The organism is Waterburya agarophytonicola KI4 (assembly GCF_020640915.1).
GTDB lineage: Bacteria > Cyanobacteriota > Cyanobacteriia > Cyanobacteriales > Xenococcaceae > Waterburya > Waterburya agarophytonicola.
In genome coordinates this window covers 89,044-108,720 of the sequence record NZ_JADWDC010000011.1, presented here as the reverse complement: position 1 = coordinate 108,720, position 19,677 = coordinate 89,044, and the positions used below count along the sequence as shown (strand labels likewise).

The 19,677-nt window shown below is 38.9% G+C and carries 18 protein-coding genes and 1 tRNA gene; 7 read left to right on the top strand and 12 right to left on the bottom strand.

Annotated features, from left to right (window positions below):
- Positions 1–373: 373 nt before the first annotated feature.
- The 6 genes from I4641_RS06925 to I4641_RS06900 all read right to left on the bottom strand — a co-directional run bounded on the left by I4641_RS06925 (position 374) and on the right by I4641_RS06900 (position 7,457).
- Positions 374–562, bottom strand: a complete 189-nt coding sequence (locus I4641_RS06925) for a hypothetical protein (RefSeq protein WP_229639746.1) — start codon at positions 560–562, stop codon at positions 374–376.
- 393 nt (positions 563–955) lie between these two features.
- Complete coding sequence (locus I4641_RS06920) at positions 956–1,333, bottom strand: response regulator (protein ID WP_229639745.1); 378 nt, start codon at positions 1,331–1,333, stop codon at positions 956–958.
- Between the two features lie 113 nt (positions 1,334–1,446).
- Positions 1,447–4,650, bottom strand: coding sequence for a PAS domain S-box protein (locus I4641_RS06915; RefSeq protein ID WP_229639744.1), 3,204 nt, complete (start codon positions 4,648–4,650; stop codon positions 1,447–1,449).
- A gap of 129 nt (positions 4,651–4,779) precedes the next feature.
- Positions 4,780–5,103, bottom strand: coding sequence for an HPF/RaiA family ribosome-associated protein (locus tag I4641_RS06910; protein WP_229639743.1), 324 nt, complete (start codon positions 5,101–5,103; stop codon positions 4,780–4,782).
- Positions 5,104–5,220: 117 nt separating this feature from the next.
- Positions 5,221–7,029 carry a response regulator gene (locus I4641_RS06905; protein ID WP_229639742.1) on the bottom strand — a complete coding sequence of 603 codons (1,809 nt, stop codon included), beginning with the start codon at positions 7,027–7,029 and terminating at the stop codon, positions 5,221–5,223.
- Between the two features lie 59 nt (positions 7,030–7,088).
- On the bottom strand, positions 7,089–7,457 hold the full coding sequence (locus I4641_RS06900) for a 2Fe-2S iron-sulfur cluster-binding protein (protein WP_229639741.1): 369 nt from the start codon (positions 7,455–7,457) through the stop codon (positions 7,089–7,091).
- A gap of 155 nt (positions 7,458–7,612) precedes the next feature.
- Here I4641_RS06900 and I4641_RS06895 point away from each other — a divergent pair.
- Positions 7,613–7,699, top strand: a tRNA-Ser gene (locus I4641_RS06895).
- A gap of 51 nt (positions 7,700–7,750) precedes the next feature.
- Here I4641_RS06895 and I4641_RS06890 read toward each other — a convergent pair.
- On the bottom strand, positions 7,751–8,374 hold the full coding sequence (locus I4641_RS06890; RefSeq protein ID WP_229639740.1) for an exopolysaccharide biosynthesis protein: 624 nt from the start codon (positions 8,372–8,374) through the stop codon (positions 7,751–7,753).
- A 124-nt stretch (positions 8,375–8,498) separates the two neighbouring features.
- Positions 8,499–9,902, bottom strand: coding sequence for an adenosylhomocysteinase (ahcY, locus tag I4641_RS06885; RefSeq protein ID WP_229639739.1), 1,404 nt, complete (start codon positions 9,900–9,902; stop codon positions 8,499–8,501).
- 387 nt (positions 9,903–10,289) lie between these two features.
- Here ahcY and I4641_RS06880 point away from each other — a divergent pair, with 387 nt between their 5' ends.
- Both I4641_RS06880 and I4641_RS06875 read left to right on the top strand, forming a co-directional pair.
- Positions 10,290–11,735 carry an ATPase domain-containing protein gene (locus I4641_RS06880; protein WP_229639738.1) on the top strand — a complete coding sequence of 482 codons (1,446 nt, stop codon included), beginning with the start codon at positions 10,290–10,292 and terminating at the stop codon, positions 11,733–11,735.
- A gap of 3 nt (positions 11,736–11,738) precedes the next feature.
- A complete protein-coding gene (locus tag I4641_RS06875; RefSeq protein ID WP_229639737.1) occupies positions 11,739–12,875 on the top strand; it encodes an ATP-binding response regulator in 1,137 nt (378 codons plus the stop codon).
- 11 nt (positions 12,876–12,886) lie between these two features.
- On the opposite strand, the gene I4641_RS06870 is transcribed toward I4641_RS06875, so the two are convergent.
- Positions 12,887–13,462 carry a phycobiliprotein lyase gene (locus I4641_RS06870; RefSeq protein WP_229639736.1) on the bottom strand — a complete coding sequence of 192 codons (576 nt, stop codon included), beginning with the start codon at positions 13,460–13,462 and terminating at the stop codon, positions 12,887–12,889.
- A gap of 226 nt (positions 13,463–13,688) precedes the next feature.
- On the opposite strand from I4641_RS06870, the gene I4641_RS06865 reads away from it, so the two are divergent.
- From I4641_RS06865 to I4641_RS06855, 3 genes are read left to right on the top strand one after another with little or no spacing between them, the layout of a single operon-like run.
- Positions 13,689–14,483: a YdcF family protein gene (locus I4641_RS06865; RefSeq protein WP_229639735.1), complete on the top strand. Its 795-nt coding sequence runs from the start codon at positions 13,689–13,691 to the stop codon at positions 14,481–14,483.
- Positions 14,484–14,534: 51 nt separating this feature from the next.
- Positions 14,535–14,969, top strand: coding sequence for a DUF4399 domain-containing protein (locus I4641_RS06860; RefSeq protein WP_229639734.1), 435 nt, complete (start codon positions 14,535–14,537; stop codon positions 14,967–14,969).
- A gap of 13 nt (positions 14,970–14,982) precedes the next feature.
- A complete protein-coding gene (locus I4641_RS06855; RefSeq protein WP_229639733.1) occupies positions 14,983–15,405 on the top strand; it encodes a hypothetical protein in 423 nt (140 codons plus the stop codon).
- 11 nt (positions 15,406–15,416) lie between these two features.
- Here the strand turns inward: I4641_RS06855 and I4641_RS06850 are convergent, their stop codons facing one another.
- Entirely contained in the window at positions 15,417–16,109 is a 693-nt protein-coding gene (locus I4641_RS06850; protein ID WP_229639732.1) for a GNAT family N-acetyltransferase, read from the bottom strand.
- A 2-nt stretch (positions 16,110–16,111) separates the two neighbouring features.
- Positions 16,112–17,674 (bottom strand): apolipoprotein N-acyltransferase, encoded by a 1,563-nt coding sequence (gene lnt / locus I4641_RS06845; protein WP_229639731.1) that lies wholly within the window; start codon positions 17,672–17,674, stop codon positions 16,112–16,114.
- Positions 17,675–17,780: 106 nt separating this feature from the next.
- Between lnt and glcD the strand changes: the two genes are divergently transcribed.
- Positions 17,781–19,262, top strand: a complete 1,482-nt coding sequence (glcD, locus tag I4641_RS06840; protein WP_229639730.1) for a glycolate oxidase subunit GlcD — start codon at positions 17,781–17,783, stop codon at positions 19,260–19,262.
- Between the two features lie 11 nt (positions 19,263–19,273).
- Here the strand turns inward: glcD and I4641_RS06835 are convergent, their stop codons facing one another.
- Entirely contained in the window at positions 19,274–19,675 is a 402-nt protein-coding gene (locus tag I4641_RS06835) for a pre-16S rRNA-processing nuclease YqgF (protein ID WP_229639729.1), read from the bottom strand.
- Positions 19,676–19,677 lie beyond the last annotated feature (2 nt).

The window sequence follows — 19,677 nt, the reverse complement described above, 5'->3', positions numbered from 1 at the left end:
TTGATGCGATTACCCTGCTTATAGTAGTCAGAATAGTCTAATTGAATATCTAAAACAAGTGCTGGATAATTTTGGTCACGAATATGTAATTAATTTTGCCTAAGTACTTATCTTTGTCAGAGAATTAACGAATATTCTGCTTTAAGATTTTTTAGCAATTGCCTTTGTTCAAATTCGGATAAACTATCAAATATTTTTGGACATTTTTTATTCCGATATACATTTGAATATCTAAATCTTTCGGTAAGCATAGAATTTAAAACGCTTTTATTCTTTCTTGGTAGATCGATTTGAGGTTGGGAAACTGTGTTGGGCATTGTTTGATTTTTTTTAGTTTTATTGAAGTATTTAAAATGTAACTTGCAAGCAATGTCTAATTTGAAACCAAAATACTATTTGAAAGATCGATCGCATTACCGACTTTCCGCTTCGCCTGGTGTAAATCGCGGTCGACAATTGGCATTTCTTGCCAGCAGTGACGGCAGAACCAGTATTCTCTACGGTCGCTAAAATGATGTAATAAAGGAGTTGAGCAGCAAGGACAAGGAATTGAGGTATTCATAATTATTTAAACCAAGTTTTTATCAAAAATATTGAATGTCTCTAATTCTCTTCAAAACTAATTAGTCTATCTGTAGATCGTCACAGTTAATATTTTCTTGTAATATTTCTCTGCCGTTCTGTTTAAATGATAGTTTTTAAATCTGAAGAATCTGTGAGGATTCTGCACAAAACCTCAAAAATATTTATTATTTTTGGTCAAGATGTATAACAACTATTGAAGAATTTAAACAAAAAATAACTACAGCAAGAGATCTAAAATCTGTTTTTAAATGTTGGGGGGAAAATTGGCGATCGCCCAAATGAACTCAATACTCAGTTTAATCAAGAGCGTCAAATTACATATTACAAAGGAATTATTAGATAATGTGGCGGGTTTTGAGGCGTTAAATGGTTATTGCCAGCCGAGGAAGCCAGAGATTTGACTGGCGAGGGTAAGAGCATCGAAGGGTTTGTTGATTACTCCTTTTGCTCCTGCATTATAGAAACGACGACGATCGCTTGCTTGGGCTTTGGCAGTAATAAAAATAGTGGGGATATTCTTGGTTGTGGGGTTACTCTTTAATTTGGCTATAGTTTGAATACCATCAAGGTCGGGCATCATCGCATCTAAGAGGATGGCATCGGGTTTTTCTTGTTCGGCGATCGCAATTCCCTCTTTACCACTAGAAGCACTTATCATTAACCAGCCAGCTTCAGATTCTAGGCAAAACTGCGCCAGAGTCTTGATGTCATCTTCATCATCAATAAATAAAATACGTTTTATTTTCATCTCGCTCACAACTGACAGATTATAGAATCATACCCATCAAATATAATTATCCTGTGATGGTTTATTATTTCTAAGCTTAATACTACAGTATTCGGGAAATTAGAAATTAGAAATTAGAAGATAGGTAAAGAAAAACAGAAAGTACTCCCTTCCCCATAGACACTTTCTACCCAAATTTTGCCTTCATGTTGTTCGACAATATGGCGACAGATAGCCAAACCTAAGCCCGTACCACCTTTTTTACGAGCATCAGAAGCATCTACCTGTTGAAAACGTTCAAAGATAGTTTCGAGTTTATCTGTAGGAATACCTCTACCTTTATCTCGAACTGAGAATAGGATATTGTCTCCCTGTAATTGAGATGAAACCATAACCGTACTATCGCTAGAGGAAAACTTAATCGCGTTGCTCAAGAGATTAGTCAAGGTTTGAGTCAGACGATCGCAATCTCCCTGAAATTCAATCGAATCAGAGTTTGTTTTCAAGGTGATTTCTTGTTCTTTTGCCATGGAAGATACGGTGTCTATTGCCTGCTGGATTAAATTGGCACTATCGCAAGTAGTTTTATTAATCTCATCTCTGCCCGACTCCATACGTTCCAAGTCGAGAATATCGCTGACGAGGTTTGTCAGGCGATCGCTATTTCTTAATGCCATATCTGCCAACACTTTTCCCTGTTTGGTAAGTTCCCCCAAGCGACCCGCACAGAGTAATTTAACTACGCCGTGAATTGAAGTTAAAGGCGTTCGCATTTCGTGGCTAGCAATAGAAATAAATTCGCTTTTCATCCGATCTACGGTCTTGCGATCGGTGATATCATCCACCATCGAAAAGAACCCTTTGACCTGCCCATCAACACCGATATCGGGAATATAAGTCGCACTCATCCAGTAGGAACTACCATTTTCAGCTACAGGCTGACTTTCAAACGTGACGTTTTTACCAGCCAAAGCCGTTTCAATGTAAGGCAGCATTTTTTGATAGTTTTCTGGACCAACTAATTCTTTGACATGAATCCCAGTCAAACTGGAACGAGGTTTGCCGTACCAGGTTTCATAGGTGCGATTGGTGTAGCGATAACATTGTTGGTCGTCTATATAGGCAATTAATACTGGCAGGGCATCGGTAATCAACTTTAACTGTTCTTCACTCCGATGCAAAGATTTTTCAGCTTGAATGCGATCGCTCACGTCCATAATGGTCTCAAGAACCCTGAGGATTTTTCCCTCGGAGTCGAGGGTTGGTTCGCCTCTACTTTCTAGATACTTAAGCTTGCCATTGGGGTAGAGCAATCGATAGGCAATTTCCCAAGGTTCGCCCTGTCCGTGACCTGCACGCAGGGTATTTTTAACTAGACGAAGATCGTCGGGATGAACCAATGCTAGAATTTCTTGGCAAGAAGGTATGGGCTGGCTACTATCAAAACCCAAAATATTAAACAGCTGTTCTGACCAGCGTCTTTCATTAATTTCGTGGTCGTATTCCCAACTGCCGATTTTGGCGATTTTTTCCGCCTTTGCCAGCAGGGCTTTAGAAGTTTCTAGTTTCTCTTGGGTTTGTTGGCGATCGCTAATGTCTTTAAGCATAACCGTAAATAACATTCCCGATCTAGTTTGTTGTTTTGCCACAGATGCTTCAGCAGGAAATTCACGACCATCTTTACGACGACCCAAAACATTACTATTGCGCTCTGCCATCGTACGAGACTGTTCTTGCGCCTTGCCAAATTGATTGACATGGTTTCGATGCACCTGACGAAATATTGTAGGTAAGAGAATATCTAGGGGCTGTCCGATTATTTCTTCAGCTTGATAACCAAAAACCTTTTCTGCACTCCGATTAAATAGCTGAATCTGCTGTTGTTCGTTGATGGTAATAATTGCTTCGCCAGCATTATCGAGAATGCCCGCAAGTTTTGACTGATTTTCGATTAGATCTCGCTCTGTTTGCTTGCGTTCGGTAATTTCCGACTCCAATAGTGCGTTGATACTAGTTAACTCTTTTGTACGTTCTAATACTAGCTTTTCGGTATAGTCAAACAGTTGAGCTTGAGATAATGCTACACCCAAGCGATCGCCTATTTGGTTTAAAAGTTTAATTTCATTATCTTGCCACTGTCGCGGACTATGGCACTGATGGGCGATTAACAATCCCTTGAGTTCACCTTGAGCTAGAATCGGCACGACTAATTTTGCTCGAACCTGAAACTGTTGTAAAAGCTGCTTAATATCTGGATTGATTGAGGCATTAGCCAAATTATCGATCGCCAGCACTTTTCCCTGATGATATCTGGCTAAATGTTCCCCCGTTAATAAAGGATCGGCAATTTGATAACCTAGCATAGGTGTCAAATCGGGTAAAATTGCCTCACTAATAGGAATAACAGTATTGTGAGAATTAATTTCGACGATCAAAACGCGATCGCAAGCTAGAAGTTGTTGCACCTCAGTAACCGTAGTTTGCAAAATATCGTTTATAGCGATCGATATCCGAATTTTGTCGGTAATTTCGGTTAATAGTTTAGTTTGCCGATATTGAAATTCCAGCTTGTTCCATACTCTTCGCTGTTCGGTAACGTCAATCCCCGTAGCAATAATAAATTCTATCTTTCCCTCTCGATCTAGCAAAGCGGTATTCGACCAGGCAATTAAATGCTTGCTACCATCTTTTGCCAGCCAATAGTTTTCATATTGATTATGAAACTGTCCTGTAAGTGATTTTTCAAATACGGCTTTAACTACTGCCTTTTCGACCGTCGGAATTAAAAACTCCCAAACTTTTTTGCCCATAACTTCAGTAAAGCTATAACCTGTTACCCTTTCGCAGGTATGATTGAAGCTAACTATTGCTCCTTGGCGATCCAACACCGCTACTAATGCCCCGACGGTATTAATTACCGCCTCAGAGAAATCTCGTTCTTGCTGAAGCTGAATTTTTGCTTGTTTGCGTTCGCGAAGTGCAGCCTGCTGTTCGCTAATATCTTGTCCTGCTGCATAAATTAGTCCTTCATCTAGATCGGCTTCTGCCGTCCACAACAGCCAACGATACTCGTCATTTTTGGTACGATAGCGATTTTCAAAAGAAAATGTAGTTTTGCCTTGAGTTAATTTATTTACTTCGGCAACAGTAGCTGCGCGATCTTCGGGATGAACAAAATTAATAAATGGTTCCGCTAATAGTTCCTCAGCAGAAAAGTCTAGAATTCTAGTAAAAGCAGGATTGACACGCTTAAAATAACCATCTAATCCCGCAATGCACTGTATATTATTGGTCAGATTAAAGAATCTTTCTGTCTCTTCTTGGCTAATATTTCCCAATTTTTTATGACTGTTGATCGTCTTTTTTACATAACTTAATTCTAACTCTCCTACGAATAATATTTCTGCTGAAGTACTTTGTTACTAACATCTTCAGCAGAAATTAACTATTCAATGTTGAGAAAATTTTCAGATCTTCTGAAGTTCCCTATACTGCTTTAGTTTTCGCTGTGCAGCATTAAAAGCATCGCGAATGACAACATAGGCATTGTTATTGAAGCTATTTGAATTATTTCGGTCAATTACCAATTTTTCTCCAGGCAAAGTGAGGTTAATTCTGATGTGATACGAATTTCCTTTATGACAATGCTGATGAGGAATTTCTACTACCACTTGACAATTAACAATGCGATCGCAGAAATGGCAAAGTTTATCAAACTGCTGCTCGATTCTGGAGGCGATCGCTTCTGAATGAGGAAGATTGTGGAAAGTAATTTGTAGGGGAACTTGCATATTATCTCGTCTCCTCAAGGGAATTGATTCTGAAAGCTATTTATCTAGCTATAGTTTTAAAATAGGCTAGAAACTTGAGGAATTTGTGATGATCGATACGGTTGGTAGTTCTTGACCTTATTGCTTGCTGCGTTTCAAGCGATTGAGAATACGATTAGCTAATACTGAGCCAGTTACAGGCTTGCAAACATAATCATCTGCACCTATGTTGAAAGCTCTATTCTGAGTTTGTTGGTCTTGGTGGACACTTAGGAACATAACTGGTAGATGTTGCCAGTAGCGATCGCTTCTTAAGATCTGACAGAGTTCGATACCGTTAAGATCGGGCATATCGATGTCTAGGATCAAAATATCTGGCCCTACACTTTCGAGAACTTCCCAAAACTGAGTCGATTTATCTAAAGTAGTTATCTCAAAACCCCAGGGTTCGAGAGACATTTCTAAGGACAACAGCACTTGAGGATCGTCATCGATGATTAGGACTTTAGCAGCATTACCCAAATTTTCTAGTAATTCGGATACCGCTGTGATGGCAGCAATGGGTTCGACTGAATTTGGTAGAAATAAACTTCCTCCTTTTTGAACAAAGTTCAAGCGATCTAGTAATTGGGAAGATTGGGCGATCGCGACAACGGGTATGTTTGCTTGGCGTTGGTGTAGCTGTTGGAGAAATTCTAAGTCTTCGCCGTCAGGAAAAACTATTTTGTGCAGCAGAGCATCGATTGATTCTTGTGTCAGTATGGTTTTAGCTTCAGTTAGATCGTTAGCAATATAGGTTTTCATGCCATTATTATTAGCTTCTACGATCAATTGTCGATCTAGACTTTCATCATGATTGCGATCGATAATTAATAAAGAAATATTTTTGCTTAAGGCATTTTCAACAGTTTCTTCAAAGGGCTGATGTTGTAATTCAGCATTGAGAGAAGCAATAAGTCTGACTAGCTCTTTTAGGTCAACTTTAGCGATGGGACTAGGTACTAATAGCTGTTCGACTTGCTTAGCAATTCTTGAACCTTCAGGAAAGCCGAAACACCCTAAAGAACCTGCAAGTTTGTGGGCAGAACTTTTAGCTTGTTGATATAATTCACTCGTTTGGCTATTTTCTACCGCTGCCACCGCAAAATTTTCCAAATCTGCTAGTCTTTGGAATGCTTGCTCTTTGAACTTCGACCAAATTTTAGTAATAGTTGTTTGTTTGTCTTGCTCTTGGTTAGGTGTAGATAGTGATTTATCCTTCTGCTTAACATCATCATCAGACTTGAGACGATAACCTACACCATAAACCGTTTTAATCGTATCTTTCGCCATCCCCACAGTCTTAAGCTTCTGACGCAAACCTTTAATATGGGTTCTAACAGCTTCTTCCCCTGGAGGATCTTCTCCTGCCCATAGATTATTAATGATTGCCCCTGGACTAAAAACCTGTTGGGGATGGCGCATGAATAGTTCAATCATGCCGTACTCTTTGGGAGTTAGAGGTAAAAGCTGTTTTTGATACCTCACTTCATGAACTTTGGGATCGAGGCTCAAATCCTGCCATTCTAAAATCGGTGAAGATACGTTGATTTCACGGCGCAATAATACTCGTATTCTGGCAGTTAGTTCGTCAAAATCGAAAGGTTTGACTACATAATCATCTGCACCAGAGTCTAAGGCTAATACTTTGTCATTCTGGCTATCGCGGGCAGTCAAGAGCATAATTGGCATAGTGTAGCCTTTCGCTCTAATTTGTTGACAAAGCTCGATTCCATCAATATCTGGCAACATCCAATCGAGAACCACTAAATCGAAATCAAACAGCAAAACGAATTCCCAGCCCATTTCGCCGTTGTTGGCAATGTCCACAGCATAAAGCTGTTCGATGAGTTTGCTTGCCACAACTTCCATTAGCTGTTCATCATCGTCTATAAGTAGAATTCTCATTAATTGACCAGCTATCTTTCAGAAATATAGTATGCATATAATACATGTAGTGTTCAATCTCATTCTTCATCCAAGGGTAAGCCAAATCTAACTTTACCTCTGGCAAAATAACGACCAAACTGCATCATGTAAACTTCATCCTCATCTTGGGTTTCTACTTCCAGATCCGATCGCGGATAGCTGACGCAAAGTAAAGCATAACCTTGTTCTTTAAGTTTAGGAGAAAGTCCCATGGCTTCTGGCTGTTCTAGTTCGCCTGAGATAACTTTTACCGCACAACTAGTACAAGCACCATTGCGACACAAAAAAGGTAACTTAGCATCTTGCTGTTCGGCAGTCTGCAAAATGTATCTATCTTTAGGTACTTCTACGATGTGTTCTCTACCAGAGGCGCGATCGCGAACTTTAACAGTATAGGTTTGGCTCATAATGTTAATTATAAAATTAATTTAAGAATTCTACGCTTGTTTAAATTTGTGTGATTTATCCAATGGTCTCATTCGTAGTCTACAGCAAAAAAGAATTGCGCAAAACTTTGACACGGTCGATCTTCCATGTATAATGGTAAATCGTAACCTTGCCTGGAGAGATGGCCGAGTGGTCGAAGGCGCAGCACTGGAAATGCTGTAACGGGGCAACTCGTTCGAGGGTTCGAATCCCTCTCTCTCCGTACCCCCTGTCGGCTTTACGGTTTTTTTGAAATAAATTTAACCATCAAAATTTATACGCCGACATATCCCTTAATCAAATTGATAAACTTTTCTACGGCTACTGCACCAAAAACTAAGATAGATGTAGTTAGGGCTAGTCCTAAAGAACAAACAAACAAGCCTATAATACAGATTAATCCATCATCTTCGAGTAAACCAAAAGCAGTGACAAAAATGCCCATTGCCGGTAGAGTATTTGTCCCAGGGATGGGAATCATCATGGAAATCGACATTAAAGCGATCGCGCAACCCAGGATAATTTTACCTGGAATACTGGTGCAAAGATAAGCTAGGCGAGGTTTGGTAATCTTTTCAATTCTTTTTACCCAAGGAAGACCCATTTTGAGGAATTTCTGGACTGTTTCCAGTTTCATCGAACCTTGAAGCAATTTATCGGGAAACCAAGGGCGATCGCGTCCAACAACTAGCTGTATTGCCAAAAAAAACATCGCAATACCAAAAGGAATCGAGTAACCAGGGGCTGGAATAGGTAAAGCAGAAGGTAAGGATAAAACTGCTAGTAAAAAGCCAAATACTCTTTCTCCAGTTAAATTGAGAATGTCTGATAAAGTTACTTTTTCCGCTCTTTCCTCTTGAAAAAAATAACGATTCAGTTCCACAGAGAGTTTAGCCATGTTGTAATTAATTTTGATTTTTCTTAAAACAATATCAATAGATTAATAAATAACAATAAAGGAAAAGGTGAGCAAATGCCCACCTTTTTAAAATGCTTAATCGATTTTTAAAGCTTAGAGCTTTTTAATACTTATAAGCGTCAGTTTTGAAAGGACCATTGATAGGTACGTTGATGTACTTGGCTTGTTCGGCTGTTAATTGAGTAATTACACCATCGAATCCAGCAACCATATAGCGAGCTACTTCTTCATCAAGATGCTTGGGTAGCACTTCTACAGTAATTGCATTGGATTTTTCTGCATCCGACTTATTGGCAAACTTGCGTTCGTATAAGAACATTTGTGCTAATACTTGGTTAGCAAAAGAACCATCCATAATTCTAGAAGGGTGTCCTGTAGCATTACCTAAGTTAACCAAACGCCCTTCGGATAATAGAAGTAAGAAATCTTGAGGATCGTTACTGCGATAGACTTGGTGTACTTGGGGTTTGACTTCTTCCCAACGCCATTCCTTACGCATGAATGCAGTATCGATTTCGTTATCGAAGTGACCGATATTACAGACTACCGCGCCTTTTTTGAGTGCAGATAGCATATTAGAGTTACAGACATTGTAGTTACCAGTAGCAGTTACCACCATATCTAAAGAACCCAAGAGGTCTTTGTTGATACTGTTCATCGTGCCATCATTGACACCATTAATGAAGGGAGATACTACTTCAAAACCATCCATACAAGCTTGCATGGCACAGATAGGATCTACTTCAGCTACCTTAACGATCATGCCCTCTTGTTGCAGGGAAGCAACAGATCCTTTACCCACATCACCATAACCAATGACAAGAGCTTTTTTCCCAGCCATTAGGTGATCCAAACCACGTTTAATCGCATCGTTGAGACTGTGGCGACAACCATATTTATTATCGTTTTTAGTTTTCGTTACCGCATCGTTAACGTTAACCGCAGGTACTTTTAGTTCGCCATTTTCGAGCATTTCCCAAAGGCGGTGAACCCCAGTGGTAGTTTCTTCAGTAACACCGTGAATGTTGTTGAGCATTTGAGGATATTTCTCATGGATATGACCAGTCAAGTCACCACCATCGTCAAGAATCATGTTGGCATCCCAAAGATCGCCCTCTGGGTTGTGGCAAGTTTGTTCGATACACCAAATATATTCTTCTTCTGTTTCTCCTTTCCAAGCATATACGGGAATACCCGCAGCAGCGATCGCAGCAGCAGCATGATCTTGGGTAGAGAAAATATTACAAGAAGACCAGCGTACTTCAGCACCCAATTCAATTAGGGTTTCGATCAAAACTGCTGTTTGAATGGTCATGTGAATACAGCCGATAATTTTTGCGCCGTTTAAAGGCTTGCTTTGGCTGTATTTATTACGGATTGCCATTAATGCGGGCATTTCACCTTCAGCAATCGAGATTTCTTTGCGTCCCCATTCTGCTAAGGAAATATCCGCTACTTTATAATCTTGAATATTTTGTTTTTCTTTTGCTGGTGCTTGTGCAGTCATAGATTCTTGGGTTACTTAGAGTACTATTTGTTAGGTATTTTCTCTGTCAGTTTTGTCAAGGTCTAATGGTGAACTGTTAGTTACCTAAAAGCAGACCCTGAATGATAACTAAATCTTTATCTTATATAGGATATATAATTTGTCCCGTTTAATGCTATTGAAAATTAGATCTGAAGTTTTAATAGACTACAAAATCAGTCTAAGGAAATATAACATAGTTCTCAAAAATTAGACTAAGTATCTTGAAAGAATTTCAAGGTAATTAGAGACGATCTTAAGAGTTTCCCTAGTTATCTTCAAAAAGTACGATTTCCCGTTAACCTAGATCTTGTAATAAGATAATTTAACCCAATAAACTCATCTATTCTGTTTTTTTGAAGTATTTCAATGACAATCCATCGCATCTCAACGGGTATTTCTGGTTTAGATAGTATTTTGTCTGGAGGATTGATCGAAAATCAAGCTTATTTAATCAAAGGTCAACCAGGTAGTGGTAAAACCATATTGGGGTTCCATTTCCTCGACTGCGGAATAGATCAGCAAGAGAGTAGTTTGTTTATCAGCTTCGGCGAATCAGAAGCCAGGCTACGTCGTAACGCCAAATTGATTGGTATCAATTTAGAGAAGGTGGAATTCCTCGACTTGAGTACTGGAGAAGATTTTTTTACCGAAGATCGCAGATACGATATTTTTTCTCCTTCAGAAGTGGAAAAAGCTCCCGTTACCAAAAAACTTATTGAAGCGGTTGAACAAGTTCAACCGAAACGTGTTTTTCTCGATGCCATAACTCAATTTCGTTTCTTAGCATCGGACACTTTTGAGTTTCGCAAACAAGTACAGTCTTTTCTCCGCTTTGTAATCGATCGCGATATCACTCTTCTATTTACCTCCGAAGGTAGCGATCGCAATCCCGACGACGATCTCCAGTTTATGAGTGATGGAGTAATCGAGTTGCATAGTAATATTAATAAACGCTGCCTTCGAGTTAATAAATTTCGGGGTTCTGGTTTTGCCAAGGGTCATCACGATCTGAAGTTGGGCGATCGCGGAATGTCCGTTTTTCCGACTCTTATTCCCGAAGCTTATCAACGTAACGTGCCTTTCGAAGTTATTTCGGCGGGTATTCCAGAAATTGATGAATTACTTAATGGCGGTATCGAAAGGGGGACGACAACTATTCTCAGTGGTCCATCAGGAGTAGGTAAATCTACCTTTGGTATCCAGTTTATGAAAGAAGCTGCGGGGAGGGGCGAACGTTCGATATTATATGCTTTTGAAGAAGCTGAAGATACTATCCTCAAACGTTGTTCTGCGGTCAATATTCCCGTTCATGCCATGATCGATCGCGGAACTCTTTCCATAGTAAATATCGAACCATTAAAATATACTCCCAATCAATTCGCCCATTTGGTTCGTCAAGAAGTAGAGCAAAACCAGGTCAAAATAGTCATGATCGATAGTACTTCTGGCTATAAATTATCTATGGATGGGGAAAATTTAATTCGCCAGCTACATTCCCTCTGTCAGTATCTTAAGAATATGGGGGTAACGGTAATTTTAGTTAACGAAACCCATATCATTGCAGGAGGAGAGTTTAACGTCACGGAAGTAGGTTTATCTTATTTGGCAGACAATTTAATTTTTCTGCGTTATTTAGAAATAAATGGAGAATTGTGTAAAGCGATTGGCGTACTGAAAAAAAGAGTATCAGACTTTGAGCGTACCTTGCGGGAATTTGAGATTACTAAATACGGTATCAAGGTAGGAGAACCTTTGACTCAGCTAAGAGGAATTTTAAGTGGGATTCCTACTTCCATTAACAATCAGCAATAAAAAATGAACGATCGCAAAATACTTTTGTTAGTAGAACACCAACAGAATCGACAATTGTTAGCTCAATCTTTGGAACAATACTATCAAGTACTTGTTCCTAGGGCTGGGGAAGATTTTAATCTGGTTGGCGAGCAAATGCTAACTCAAGAGTTCGATTTATGTTTTATTGACTACACTGCTATTCATCATTTGCGCGAAAAAATGTTGGCGAGAAGAGAGACAGCCATCCCAACATTTTTACCCTTTGTTTTTCTGACTACTATCCAAGATATTGGCATCTCTACAGACCATTTAGAACCACTAATCGACGATATCATCTATCTTCCCATCGAAAAAGTGGAATTGCAAACTAAAATTCGAGTATTATTGCGATCGCGCTCTTATTCCCTACAACTCCAAGCAGCACAAAAAGAATTAAATCAAAATCTGATTAAGGAAAAAAAATTGAATAAAATAAAATCTAGCTTCGTTTCTACAGTCTCCCACGAATTACGTAATCCCCTCAATAGCATTTCAGGCATGGCGCAAATTTTAGAGACTTATGGTGACAAATTAAATCCAGACAAAAAAACAGAAGTATTAAGTCAATTACGACGTAACGTCACCAAAATGACCAATCTCATTGATAATGTGTTGATCGTTACTCAAAAAGATCTAGATAAACTTCAATTCAATCCCCAACCATTAAATTTAGAAATATTTTGTCGCGGTTTGATTGGCGAAATTCAAACCGCCTTTAATAATAAACAAACAATTAACTTTATCTATCAGGGGCAACAAGAAAAATTCAGCTTAGACGGTAAACTTTTAAGCCACGTCATGACAAACTTACTCACTAATGCTTGCAAATATTCTCCATCAAATAGCGAGATCGATTTTGAAATAAGCTCTCAAACTTCAGAACTAATCTTTAGGATACGCGATCGCGGTATTGGCATTCCTGCTGAAGATATCCCCCAATTATTCGATTCCTTTTATCGTGGTCGTAACTCCCAAAGCTATCAGGGAACTGGTTTAGGACTGGCGATCGCCAAAGAATACGTTGAATTTCATCAGGGTACTATATCTGTTGAAAGCGAATTAAATGTTGGTACTACTTTTACTGTTACAATCCCAATTATTAGTAGTTCTTTAGAATGAACAGTATACTATCAATTTTGATGTGCTTGAGCCATTTTTTTGATACTTTCAGGAGAAACACAACGACGTTCGGAACAATAAGCCATTAAGCTAACACCATTGAGCATTTGTACGGTACTAACCCTAACCCTAAAGTCATCGGTTAAAAACCAACAACGTTCTTGTCCTTGGTTATTGTCATAATCCGTATTAATCGTCAAAATGCCGTCTTCTCCAAACCAATATCGACTGATTGTAGGCAAACCATCAACATAGCCTTTATTGCGAATCAGTTTACCACTACGTCCCGTTTGATCGTCGGGAATATCAATCAGAATAGCTGCATAATTAGGGTTGGGTTCTTTTTCTTCTAAATTATCTTGCCAACTAAAGCTACCGCCACCCGTTGCTCGTGTCGGATCTATTCCTTGTATTGCGCAGACTTCTTTCACTCTGGGGTCATTTGGCTCGATAACTTTAACAATTAAGTTAGATTCTCCCGATTCATCAGCTACTATATCAAAGTGATGAACGCTACGTTCGGTGTACCATTTACCCTCACTCTTGCGAAAAAATTCCATCATATTCATGGGTACGGTTAAACGCATGAACAAACAACTCCTAAAATTTTTTTTATCTATAGGATATTATCTCAATCAAAGGTGGCGATTATCCCTAAATAAATGCAAAATTACATTTTTCTCTATCTCATCCAAATAAATTTACCACCGAGTTTACCTTTCGTCCCTGCGATCGATGCGATCTTTTGAATATAGTCAAAGAAAGCCTTATTTGATTCATACTAACCACTAAAAATTCATACGAAATATATCAATGAGCTTCTTATTTCTATCTAAATTACTGCCTTTATTCATTTATCCTTTGGGATTTTCTTGCATCCTATTATTAGTTGCGTTGTGGTTTTGCTTTAAACGATCGCGCTGGACTTTTATTCCTGTGTTATTAGCATTTATCGTTTTAATGACAGCTAGTAACGTTCAATTTAGCAACAGTTTAGTCACATCTTTAGAAAGACAATATTTACCCCAAGAAAAAACACCCCAAGCAGACGCTATTGTTGTTTTGGGTGGGGCTACCAGGAATGATGAATCTCCTCGTATTATGCCCGACATGAGCGAACGCGGCGATCGCCTTTTATACGGTGTCAAACTCTATAAAGACGGTGCAGCACCCTATATTTTGCTTACGGGGGGGCGTATTGAATGGTACGGGGGAGAATCATCAGAAGCAGAAAGTATGGCAACAATTATGGAGATTATGGGCGTTCCTCGGGACGCGATGTTGTTAGAATCGCGATCGCTCACCACCTATGAAAATGCCCTCTATAGCAAAGAAATTTTAGACCGCAGAAATCTCAAAAAGATCCTGCTCGTCACCTCTGCTGCCCATATGCCCCGATCTATGGCAATCTTTAAGAAACAGGGTATCGATGCTATTCCCGCACCAGCCGATTTTTTAGTCAGCGATCGCAATTTAATTGAAAGTAAAACCAGCGCGCAATCTAGAATCATCAGTCTTTTTCCCAATCCAGAAAGTCTTGATCGCACTACCCAAATACTCAAAGAATATATCGGTACATTTATTTATCGCTTGAAGGGATGGCTGTAATATGATTAATATAAATATTTATTAAGTAAATCCAATAAAATAAAATTGAATATGAAATTTAAAGCTTTAGTAACTGGCGTAATCTGCGCCTTTTTGTTTTTAATTGCTCCCCCTGTTTTGGCTCAAGATTTAGTTTCCCATGCTCCTAGTAATGCACGAGCCTATATTATCGAACCCGCTGATGGCAAAACTTTACCCGAAACATTTACAGTCAAGTTTGGTTTGTCAGGGATGGATCTTGCTCCTGCTGGTGTCGATCAAGATAATACAGGACATCATCATTTGTTAATTGATCGACCAGAATTCGATCCCACCACATCTTTACCAGCTACAGAACAAATTCGCCACTTTGGTAAAGCACAAACCGAAACCGAGCTTACTTTGACCCCAGGAGAGCATACACTACAATTAGTTTTGGGCAATTATGCTCACGTCCCCCACGATAACCCTGTTATGTCCGAAACGATTACCGTAACGGTCGAGTAAAGCAGATCCAACTATGTTTAAAGCTTCAAGTTTAATAATATTATCAACTTTAATATCCATACCTGCGATCGCTCACAATGTAGAAATATCCAATGAAGTAGCAGCGACATTTCACATTACACCCAATCATAATCCTCAAGCAGGGAAAAAAACCCAGGCTTGGTTTGCCTTGACTCGTCGCGGGGGTCAAACTATTCCTTTGTCTGAATGTAATTGTTTGCTTAATATTTATGCCGTACCCCCTGGGGATGATGCTGAACCAATATTGCAGCCAAAATTATCAGCAATTAATGTGGAGAAATATCAAGAAATACCAGGAGCAGAAATTGTTTTTCCTAATCCAGGAGCTTATGAACTGAAGATAACTGGTACGGCTAAAGATAATGCTAGTTTTTCTCCTTTTGAGTTGTCTTATACCGTTAATGTTAGACCCTAAAGTTTTATCTGTTAAGGAATTGCCAAAGATAAAAAAGCTAACAAGGTAGAAAAAAAAAATATTATGATAATCGCTAAAATCAACACTGCTAATAATTGAGAAATTTCTCTTAAAATCTCATCTTTAGTAATGGGAGAAAGCCTCTTTTTCATCTGCATGCAGGGAATATAAGTTGAATAAAGAGGTAAAACAGTTTTACGAATATTTTTATAGCCATTTGCTTTATAAAAACTATAGCCAGTCAAAGAAGAATATACCCACAAAATAGGTATTCTCTGTTCCATAGCTTCTGCTTCTATTCTCTGTAGCAGTTGTGTTCCAATCTGTTTTCGGGCGAATTTAGGATCGACAAACATCGCTCCAATAGTATTGAGAGGATGCAATAAAGAAGCAAAGCCCACAGGTTGGCGATCTATCTCGGCAATAAAAATAGTTTCGGGAGATTTTCTAGGAATACTTTTACTTCTTAATAGTGCATTTAATTGTCGGGGATTATAATCTTTAGCAGCCAGAACTTTTAAAGCATTATATTGAATATTCACTATTGCATATTTATCTTCGGGTTTGGCACGACGAATAACAATTTTTTGATTAATTTTTGATTCCATTAAAAAATATAGTAAGACTAAAAAATAAAAAATAATTTGCCTTACCATAACTTCGCCCCTGGTGTTGGTAGTGCGATCGCGATCTAGATTTAGCAATCTTAATTTAATCTATCAATTTGCCGTACCCAAAAAAATATTCCGCTAAATAAACTAAATAAAATTAAACAAGGAGTCAGCCAGTCTCCCCAACGCACATAAAGAGTTTTATTTTGGCGACGATAAATAGTATGTGCATGAATTGCATACCGATCTATTTCGGAAATCCAAAGAGTATTACCATGAGGATCGACAATCGCGCTATAACCTGTATTAGTTGCTCTAGCTGCCCAGCGATCGCTTTCTATGGCTCGCATGACATCCAGGGCATGATGTTGGGCGGGCATAGTCGTACTATAATGGGCATTATTCGATGCGGTAATGATAAACTCCCCCCCTGCTTTTGCTTGACGTAAGAAATGTTGGGGAAAAGCCGACTCGTAGCAGATAGCAATAATTGCTTTCCCAAAAGGAGTATCGAATATTTGATTCGATTTTCCTGCTGCTAAATGGGCATCTAAGGGAGAGAGACGATCTATTAGTTTGCCTAAAATAGATTCAAAGGGTATATATTCCCCCAAAGGAACTAGTTTATACTTATCATAGCGACTGTAGGTTTTTCCCTCACCCATCAAAGTAAAAATACTATTGGTATAGCTTTTGGCTTTTCTACCATTCGCCCCCACCCAGGCGGGTACTTTTTCCTTAATTACTGCTTGATAAAAACTAGAATTATCTAAAATATCTTGCCAATAAAAAGGTAGGGCAGTTTCAGGAGTTAAAACCACATCAACTCCCTGTTTGGCTAATCTTTGATAACCCGAAGTATAACCCGCGATCGCTTTACGCCATCCTCTAGAAAATAGCTTGATTTCATTAGCAATATTACCTTGAACAATACCAATTTTAAGTGGTTGTAGATCGTCCTGAGATACTGGTATTTGATATAAGTAATAACCGCCGAGATGACTAATAATTATAATTGTCAAAGGAGAGCTTAAAAGTATAAATTTGTTTTTAAAATTATTACTATTGTGCCAATATAAAAAAGCTTCTCCCAGTAAACAATTTACCGCAACTATTATAGCCGTGACAGTGTTAACTCCTGATAGTTTATTTAGCTGCAAGATCGCTAAATTATGAGGACTTTGAGTATAGGCGATCGCTGGCCACCATAACGGTGTGTGACTCCATAATGTTTCCAATCCACACCATAAGGCTGTGGCAATCAAAACTAAAAACAAATTATCAGATAAATTCTTCTTGCTAATTCTTTGATTGATAAATCCAATTATAATGCCCCAAAAAACAACAATTCCTGTCCCCCATAAAGTAATAAAAATCCAACAAAAAATAGCAATCAATAAACTGGCTAACCAAGGAACACCCATCCAAGTCAGGGGATGAACTCCCGTAATCCAAGATAAAGCCAAACCATCATAACCAATACCCCAACTAAGAGCGAGTAGAGCTATTTGTTTAGTAAACTTTTGCTGTCTAATTAATATCCATAAAGGAGCAAGAGCAAACCAAGCAAAATACCAAGCATTAAATGGTGCGGGAGCTAACCCCATTAAAATACCGCTAACTAAAGATATGGCGATCGCTCTTATTTTTTGGGGCATTACAAATTCGACTCAATATTGAATAACAATCAAAATAAACCAATTAATACTCAATCAGATATCATCAAGATATAAATATAAATAAAAAATATAACTATCATTTTAAATGGTTTTCAGCAAACTTTTTTCAGGCACTAAAGATAAATGGCAGCCAATCATCCAACAACTAGAAGCAATAATTGGTAAAGATGGAATAATACGTCGCAAAGAAGAACTGTTAACCTATGAATGCGATGGTTTGGCTAGCTACCGTCAACGTCCTGCTTTAGTAGTATTACCTCGCACCACAGAAGAAGTAGCAGCAACAGTCAAAATTTGTCACGATAACGATTTACCTTGGGTAGCTAGGGGGGCGGGGACTGGTTTGTCTGGAGGAGCATTACCCAGAGAAGATGGGGTGTTGATCGTCACTGCTCGCATGAATCGCATTTTAGATCGAGATCTAGATAACCACTGTATCACCGTTCAGCCAGGAGTGATTAATAATTGGGTAACTCAAGCCGTTAGTGGCGCGGGATTTTATTATGCACCCGATCCATCGAGTCAGATTATTTGTTCCATTGGAGGGAATGTAGCAGAAAATTCTGGAGGAGTCCATTGTCTCAAATATGGCGTAACTACTAATCACGTCTTGGGTTTGAAAATAGTTACTGCTGATGGCTCAATTATCGATGTTGGTGGAGTTGTCCCAGAAATGCCTGGATATGATCTAACTGGTTTATTTGTCGGCTCAGAAGGCACTTTAGGCATCGCTACGGAAGTGACATTGCGTATCCTCAAACGCCCCGAATCAGTCTGTGTTGTGTTGGCAAATTTCCCCACAGTAGAAGATTCTGGTGCAGCCGTAGCAGATATTATCAGTGCGGGTATTATTCCTGCGGGAATGGAAATTATGGACAACCTAAGTATTAATGCCGTAGAAGATATTACCGCTACTGGTTGTTATTCTCGGGACGCACAAGCAGTATTATTAGTAGAATTGGATGGTTTGCAGGTAGAAGTAGAAACTTATAAACAAAGAGTTAAAGCTATTTGTCACCAGAATAATGCGACAGGGATTACTACCGCTAACGATATTGATACTCGCGCCAAACTTTGGCAGGGAAGAAAAGCTGCTTTTGCTGCTGCGGGACATATGAGTCCTGACTATTTCGTCCAAGACGGAGTAATTCCTCGTACCAAGCTTGTCGAAATATTAACCGAAATCAATGCCCTTAGCGATCGCTATGGCTATAAAATAGCCAATGTGTTTCATGCTGGAGATGGCAATCTTCATCCCTTGATTCTTTATGATAATGCCGTTCCTGGTGCTTTTGAAATAGTAGAAGAAATTGGGGGAGAAATACTCAAGCTCTGTGTAGATGCAGGGGGAAGTTTGTCGGGAGAACATGGTATTGGTGCGGACAAAAATTGCTATATGCCCTATATGTTTAACGAAACCGATTTAGAAACCATGCAATATATCCGTACCGCATTTAATAAAAAAGGACTCGCCAATCCCGATAAGATTTTTCCCACTCCTCGCAGTTGTGGTGAAGCAGCTAATGCTCAAAAAATAAAGCAGTTTAAAGATGCAGAAATATATTAATTAACTTTATTTTAGTTTTTTAAGTTACTGTATCGTTCGATCAACAAAATAGCCACAATATCATCCACGGGGCGAGGAGGTACGCGCAATCCTTGAGGAATTAAACGCTGCAAACCCTGGGGTGGATAGATCAGCCAATAGCGATCGCGAGCTTCTAGAGTGCTATTCTTTTCGTTAACCGTTACGACAGGAATTTCTTTAGTTAAATGAGATTCAATTTTTTCGTACCATGCTTTAGAAGTCGTTCCATCTCCCATAACAATAAGATCGACACCATAATCTTGACATAGCTGCTCCATAATGGCGATCGCCTTAGCAGAATCAACTACTTGATGATAAACCACCTGCTTGTCATTGATTACCGCCAAACCGCATTTATCTCGTCCAGGATCTAAACCAAGAATAGTATTCATCA

Excerpts from the sequence above, each read along its gene's own strand:
- I4641_RS06925 (WP_229639746.1), bottom strand. The coding sequence starts at position 562 with ATGAATACCTCAATTCCTTGTCCTTGCTGCTCAACTCCTTTATTACAT.
- I4641_RS06920 (WP_229639745.1), bottom strand. The coding sequence starts at position 1,333 with ATGAAAATAAAACGTATTTTATTTATTGATGATGAAGATGACATCAAG.
- I4641_RS06910 (WP_229639743.1), bottom strand. The coding sequence starts at position 5,103 with ATGCAAGTTCCCCTACAAATTACTTTCCACAATCTTCCTCATTCAGAA.
- I4641_RS06905 (WP_229639742.1), bottom strand. The coding sequence starts at position 7,029 with ATGAGAATTCTACTTATAGACGATGATGAACAGCTAATGGAAGTTGTG.
- I4641_RS06900 (WP_229639741.1), bottom strand. The coding sequence starts at position 7,457 with ATGAGCCAAACCTATACTGTTAAAGTTCGCGATCGCGCCTCTGGTAGA.
- I4641_RS06890 (WP_229639740.1), bottom strand. The coding sequence starts at position 8,374 with ATGGCTAAACTCTCTGTGGAACTGAATCGTTATTTTTTTCAAGAGGAA.
- ahcY (WP_229639739.1), bottom strand. The coding sequence starts at position 9,902 with ATGACTGCACAAGCACCAGCAAAAGAAAAACAAAATATTCAAGATTAT.
- I4641_RS06880 (WP_229639738.1), top strand. The coding sequence starts at position 10,290 with ATGACAATCCATCGCATCTCAACGGGTATTTCTGGTTTAGATAGTATT.
- I4641_RS06875 (WP_229639737.1), top strand. The coding sequence starts at position 11,739 with ATGAACGATCGCAAAATACTTTTGTTAGTAGAACACCAACAGAATCGA.
- I4641_RS06870 (WP_229639736.1), bottom strand. The coding sequence starts at position 13,462 with ATGCGTTTAACCGTACCCATGAATATGATGGAATTTTTTCGCAAGAGT.
- I4641_RS06865 (WP_229639735.1), top strand. The coding sequence starts at position 13,689 with ATGAGCTTCTTATTTCTATCTAAATTACTGCCTTTATTCATTTATCCT.
- I4641_RS06860 (WP_229639734.1), top strand. The coding sequence starts at position 14,535 with ATGAAATTTAAAGCTTTAGTAACTGGCGTAATCTGCGCCTTTTTGTTT.
- I4641_RS06855 (WP_229639733.1), top strand. The coding sequence starts at position 14,983 with ATGTTTAAAGCTTCAAGTTTAATAATATTATCAACTTTAATATCCATA.
- lnt (WP_229639731.1), bottom strand. The coding sequence starts at position 17,674 with ATGCCCCAAAAAATAAGAGCGATCGCCATATCTTTAGTTAGCGGTATT.
- glcD (WP_229639730.1), top strand. The coding sequence starts at position 17,781 with ATGGTTTTCAGCAAACTTTTTTCAGGCACTAAAGATAAATGGCAGCCA.
- I4641_RS06835 (WP_229639729.1), bottom strand. The coding sequence starts at position 19,675 with ATGAATACTATTCTTGGTTTAGATCCTGGACGAGATAAATGCGGTTTG.